Here is a 5,526-nt window from a genome sequence, read left to right on the forward strand (position 1 = left end):
GGCTGCTGCGCATCCGCGGCAATGCCATGCAGGCGGCGGTGCCGGCCGGCGAGGGCGCCATGGCGGCGATCATCGGACTGGAGCAGGCCGATGTCGAGGCTGCCTGCACAGAAGCCGCCAAAAGCTCGGCCAACGGGGCGGTTTGCCAGATCGCCAACGATAATGGCGGCGGCCAGCTGGTCATTTCCGGCGCCAAGGCCGCGGTCGAACTGGCGGCAAAATTGTGCACGGAAAAGGGCGCCAAGCGCGCGCTGATGCTGCAGGTATCCGCGCCCTTCCATTCGGCGCTGATGGCGCCGGCCGCGAACGTCATGCGCGACGCACTCGCCGGTGTGACAAAGAACGCGCCGGCCGTCCCGGTCGTCTCCAACGTGTCTGTGGCGCCGTCGAGCGATCCGGACGAGATCGCCCGCCGCCTGGTCGAACAGATAACCGGCCGCGTGCGCTGGCGCGAGACGGTGGAATGGTTCGGCGCAAATGGCGTCACTACGCTTTACGAAATTGGCGCCGGCAAGGTGCTTTCGGGATTGGTGCGGCGCATCAACCGCGACATCGCCACCGCGTCGGTCGGCTCTGCGGCTGAGGTCGAGGCGGCATTGGCAGCGCTTGCATAAAGCGTCATTTGATCCCATCCCTGTAAAACAGGGTGTTCTCTTCTCAATCAGGAGACAAAAATGTTCGAATTGACTGGCCGCAAGGCTCTCGTCACCGGCGCATCCGGGGGCATCGGCGAGGCGATCGCCAGAGTGCTGCATGCGCAAGGCGCGATCGTCGGCCTGCATGGCACCCGCATCGAGAAACTGGAGGCGCTCGCCACCGAGCTTGGCGACCGGGTCAAGCTGTTTCCGGCCAATCTGTCGAACCGTGACGAGGTCAAGGCGCTCGGCCAGAAGGCGGAGGCCGATCTCGAAGGCGTCGACATCCTGGTCAACAATGCCGGCATCACCAAGGACGGATTGTTTGTGCGCATGTCGGATGCCGACTGGGACACCGTGCTCGAGGTCAACCTGACCGCCGTGTTCAGGCTGACCCGCGAACTCACCCACCCGATGATGCGCCGCCGCCGCGGCCGCATCATCAACATCACTTCGGTGGTCGGCGTCACCGGCAATCCCGGCCAGACCAATTACTGCGCCTCCAAGGCCGGCATGATCGGCTTTTCCAAGTCGCTGGCGCAGGAGATCGCCACCCGCAACATCACCGTCAACTGCGTCGCTCCGGGCTTCATCGAATCGGCGATGACCGACAAGCTCAACGACAAGCAGAAGGAGGCGATCATGGCGGCGATCCCGACGCGCCGCATGGGCACCAGCGCTGAAGTCGCGTCCGCCGTTGCCTATCTCGCCTCCAACGAAGCCGCCTACGTCACCGGCCAGACCATCCATGTAAATGGCGGCATGGCGATGATCTGACGGGCCTTGTTGATAATTCCACCTTGCCGGCCATCTGCTACGGTTAGTCTGCGCTTCCGGTGCTCGCGTACTCCAAGTATGCTCCGCTCCGGTTCTCGAAAACCGCACCATATGATCCGGCAGGGCGAATTCTGGACAAGGTCCGGCGGGCTGTGAAAAGAGACCATTTCGGCTTGGACCTCAGCTATTTTTCGTGTAATGCGGCCCGCAACCCGGCGGTTCGGGCAAAAACCGGTCTGTAGCCGTTGCGTTTCCGGCAGGACCATCTTTCAGCTTGATTAGCGGCATTCTGCCCGCTAACGAAGACAGACAAACAAAAGACGAGGATGCCCAAATGAGTGACACCGCAGAGCGCGTCAAGAAGATCGTCATCGAGCACCTTGGCGTCGATGCCGACAAAGTGACGGAGCAGGCGAGCTTCATCGACGATCTGGGCGCCGACAGCCTCGACACGGTCGAACTCGTCATGGCGTTCGAAGAAGAATTCGGCGTCGAGATCCCCGACGATGCAGCCGAGACCATCCTGACCGTCGGCGATGCGGTGAAGTACATCGACAAGGCTTCGGCCTGACGCTTTCTGCAGTCATCACCGGGGAGGACCTGCGATGAGGCGTGTCGTCGTCACGGGCCTTGGGTTGCTGTCGCCGTTCGGCATGGGCTTTGAGCACAGCTGGAAGGAACTTCTGACCGGCCGCAGCGCTGCCAAGCGCATCACCGAGTTCGAGGTGGAGGATCTTGCTTGCAAGATCGCCCACGTCATTCCGCGTGGCGATGGCAGCAATGCCACCTTCAATCCCGAGGCCGTGCTCGAGCCGAAGGAATTGCGCAAGATCGGCGACTTTATCCTGTACGGGATTGCCGCCGCAGACGAGGCGCTGAAGGATTCCGGCTGGGAACCCAAGACGCATGACGAGCAGTGCGCCACCGGCGTCCTGATCGGCTCCGGCATTGGCGGCATCGAAGGCATCGCCGAGAACGCGATGATCCTCAAGGAACGCGGCCCGCGCCGCATCAGCCCTTTCTTCATCCCGGGCCAGATCATCAATCTCGTCTCCGGGCAGGTTTCGATCCGGCACAGGCTGAAAGGTCCGAACCATGCCGTCGTCACGGCCTGTTCGACTGGCGCGCACGCCATTGGCGATGCTGCCCGGTTGATCATGTGGGGCGATGCCGACGTGATGGTCGCCGGTGGCGCCGAAGCGCCGGTGACGCGGCTTTCGATCGCCGGCTTCGCCGCGTGCCGGGCGCTGTCGACGGAGCGCAATGATTCGCCGCAAACGGCGTCGCGCCCCTATGATCGCGACCGTGACGGCTTCGTCATGGGCGAGGGCGCCGGCGTTGTCGTGCTCGAGGAGCTCGAGCATGCCAAGGCGCGCGGCGCCAAGATCTATGCCGAGGTGACGGGTTATGGTCTCACCGGCGACGCGCATCACATCACGGCGCCCGCCGAGGATGGCGATGGTGCGTTCCGTTGCATGACGGCCGCACTGAATCGGGCCAAGCTGACACCTGCCGATGTTGACTACATCAACGCCCACGGCACCTCGACCATGGCCGACACGATTGAGCTCGGCGCTGTCGAGCGGCTTGTCGGCAATGCCGCGTCGAAGATTTCGATGTCGTCGACCAAGTCGTCGATCGGCCATCTGCTCGGGGCGGCCGGTGCCGCCGAAGCGATCTTTTCGATCCTTGCCATCAGAGACAATGTCGCGCCGCCGACCATCAACCTCGACAACCCGGAGCGCGAAACCGCGATCGACCTGGTGCCGAACAAGCCGCGTGCCCGCCAGATCGACGTGGCGCTGTCCAATTCCTTCGGCTTTGGTGGTACCAACGCGTCGCTGGTCTTCCAGCGCTACAATGGCTGATCGTCAGGCTATCGGGCGACGCTTTGGCGTGCCGTCAATTTTGCCATATTCGCCCCTACTCTGCCGCTGGGGATTCGTTGGGCGATCAAATGGTAGGGCGAAATGAACACAAATCCGGCAGGCAACGGAGAATTCGGGCAACGGCCGGCGACATCCGGCCCGATCGTGCCGAAAACGGCCAGCGAGGCGTTGCGGCCGGAGGCCGGCACGCCGCCGCCGAAGCGCTCGCGTGCATCACGCAGCCAGGTCGTCGTGTTCATGAACTTCGTCATCTCTTCGGTGATGCTGATGGTTCTGGCGGCTGGCGTCGCGGTCTATTTCGGCAAGCAGGAATTCACCGAGCCCGGCCCCTCGGCCAATGGCGACACCTTCCTGGTCAAGCCGAACACCGGCGTCCAGGATATCGCCGACCAGCTCGAACGCCGCGGACTGATCAGCGATGCCCGGGTATTCCGCCTTGGCGTGCGGGCCTTCGGCAATGATTACGCGCTGAAGGCCGGTGAGTACGAGGTCAAGCCCAGGGCTTCCATGCGCGACATCATGGAGCTTTTGAAGAGCGGCAAGTCGGTGATGTATTCGCTGACCATTCCAGAAGGGCTGACGGTCGAGCAGGCGCTGCAGCGCATCGCTGACGAGACTGCCTTGAGCGGCGATATGCCGGCGACCACGCCTCCAGAGGGCAGTCTCGCCACCGACACCCTGCGCTTCACGCGCGGCGCGACGCGCCAGCAGATGGTCGACAAGCTGCTGGCGGATCAAAAGAAGCTGGTTGACGATGTCTGGCAGCGGCGCGCGCCGGATCTGCCGCTGGCCAACATCGAAGAGTTCGTTACGCTGGCCTCGATCGTCGAGAAGGAAACGGGCAAGGGTGACGAGCGTTCACGGGTTGCCGCCGTCTTCCTGAACCGGCTTGCCAAGGGCATGCGCCTGCAATCCGATCCAACCATCATCTACGGGCTGTTCGGCGGCAAGGGCAAGCCGGCGGACCGGCCGATCTACCAGTCGGACATCCAGAAGCAGACGCCCTACAACACCTATGTGATCAACGGCTTGCCGCCGACGCCGATCGCCAATCCGGGTCGTGCAGCGCTGGAGGCGGTGGCCAATCCGTCGAAGACCGACGACCTCTACTTCGTCGCCGATGGCACCGGCGGGCACGTCTTTGCCGCGACGCTTGACGAGCACAACGAGAATGTCGCCCGCTATCGCGCCTTGCAGAAGAAGCAGGCAGATGAGGCCGCCAAGGCCGCCAACACAACTGGCGCAGGCGACAGCAATGCCGATAAGCCGGCTGACAGTGTGCCGGTTGACGGTGGCGACGACAGCGGCGGTGACGCGGGCGCTGCCCAGTAGAATGTAGAATAAGGAAGGGCATTGCTCACCAGGCGATGCCCTGACATTTAGAAGAGCGCCCCGCGTCCGATTTCGACGCGCCTGCGGCGCAGTCATTTTCAAGCCGCACTTGCTCCTCTCCGGAAAGCCGGTTTCGGGGTGGTGCACCAGGGACGTGTGGGCGATATGAATTTGCAGAGCATGACCGGTTTTGCACATGCCGTCGCCGAGCATGAGGGCACCTCGATCGCCTGGGAGGTCAAGTCCGTCAACGGCAAGAGCGTCGAGGTCCGGCTGCGACTGCCGCAAGGCTTCGAGCGGCTGGAACCAGCCGTCCGGCAGCTACTTCAGAAGCGTTTTGCGCGCGGCAATTTCCAGGCGACGCTGACCATCGGCCGGGCCGCCGGCGCGCAGGCGCAGCCGGTCGTCAACGAAGCCTTCCTGAAGGACCTGGCTGGGCTCGCCAAGCGGCTGCAGGAGCAATTCGGCGCTGCACCCGCGACATCAGATGGGTTGCTGTCGCTGCGCGGCGTACTCGACATTCCCGAAACTGTCGAAACCGAAGAAGCGAGGGCCGCGCTCGATGCCGCGATCATGGCCGCGCTCGATGTGGCCCTGAAAGGGCTTGAACAGGCACGACAAAGCGAGGGTGCCGCGCTGGCTTTGCTGTTGTCGGGTCATATCGACACAATCGAGGCGCTGACGCTGCGGGCAGAAGTGGATCCGTCACGCGAGACGGTGGCGATCCGCGAGCGCATCGCCGAGCAGGTCAGGCTTTTGATGGACGCTTCCGCCAATCTGGACGCGACCCGGCTGCACATGGAGGCGGCGTTCCTGGCCACCAAAGCCGATATTCGCGAAGAGATCGACCGGCTGAAAACGCATGTCGCATCCGGTCGGGCATTGCTGGAGGG

At 63.4% G+C, this 5,526-nt stretch carries 6 protein-coding genes; all 6 read left to right on the top strand.

The genetic code is table 11. The annotated features are described in order from the left end of the window. The coding region (locus EN993_RS30125; protein ID WP_164757900.1) for an ACP S-malonyltransferase at positions 1-614 on the top strand (614 nt) is incomplete at its 5' end. A 60-nt stretch (positions 615-674) separates the two neighbouring features. Next, complete coding sequence (gene fabG, locus EN993_RS30130) at positions 675-1,412, top strand: 3-oxoacyl-[acyl-carrier-protein] reductase (RefSeq protein WP_127265607.1); 738 nt, start codon at positions 675-677, stop codon at positions 1,410-1,412. Between the two features lie 334 nt (positions 1,413-1,746). After that, entirely contained in the window at positions 1,747-1,983 is a 237-nt protein-coding gene (locus EN993_RS30135) for an acyl carrier protein (protein ID WP_006203723.1), read from the top strand. Positions 1,984-2,017: 34 nt separating this feature from the next. Further along, entirely contained in the window at positions 2,018-3,280 is a 1,263-nt protein-coding gene (fabF, locus tag EN993_RS30140; RefSeq protein ID WP_127265608.1) for a beta-ketoacyl-ACP synthase II, read from the top strand. Positions 3,281-3,382: 102 nt separating this feature from the next. Continuing rightward, positions 3,383-4,633 carry an endolytic transglycosylase MltG gene (mltG, locus tag EN993_RS30145; RefSeq protein WP_127265609.1) on the top strand — a complete coding sequence of 417 codons (1,251 nt, stop codon included), beginning with the start codon at positions 3,383-3,385 and terminating at the stop codon, positions 4,631-4,633. A 165-nt stretch (positions 4,634-4,798) separates the two neighbouring features. Beyond that, positions 4,799-5,526, top strand: a 728-nt coding sequence (locus tag EN993_RS30150) for a YicC/YloC family endoribonuclease (RefSeq protein ID WP_164757901.1), incomplete at its 3' end; no start/stop codon positions are given.

The organism is Mesorhizobium sp. M7D.F.Ca.US.004.01.2.1 (assembly GCF_003997785.1).
GTDB lineage: Bacteria > Pseudomonadota > Alphaproteobacteria > Rhizobiales > Rhizobiaceae > Mesorhizobium > Mesorhizobium loti.

What these genes read in the sequence shown, in the direction of transcription:
- fabF (WP_127265608.1), top strand. Translation starts at nt 2,018, where the DNA reads ATGAGGCGTGTCGTCGTCACGGGCCTTGGGTTGCTGTCGCCGTTCGGC.
- EN993_RS30135 (WP_006203723.1), top strand. Translation starts at nt 1,747, where the DNA reads ATGAGTGACACCGCAGAGCGCGTCAAGAAGATCGTCATCGAGCACCTT.
- mltG (WP_127265609.1), top strand. Translation starts at nt 3,383, where the DNA reads ATGAACACAAATCCGGCAGGCAACGGAGAATTCGGGCAACGGCCGGCG.
- fabG (WP_127265607.1), top strand. Translation starts at nt 675, where the DNA reads ATGTTCGAATTGACTGGCCGCAAGGCTCTCGTCACCGGCGCATCCGGG.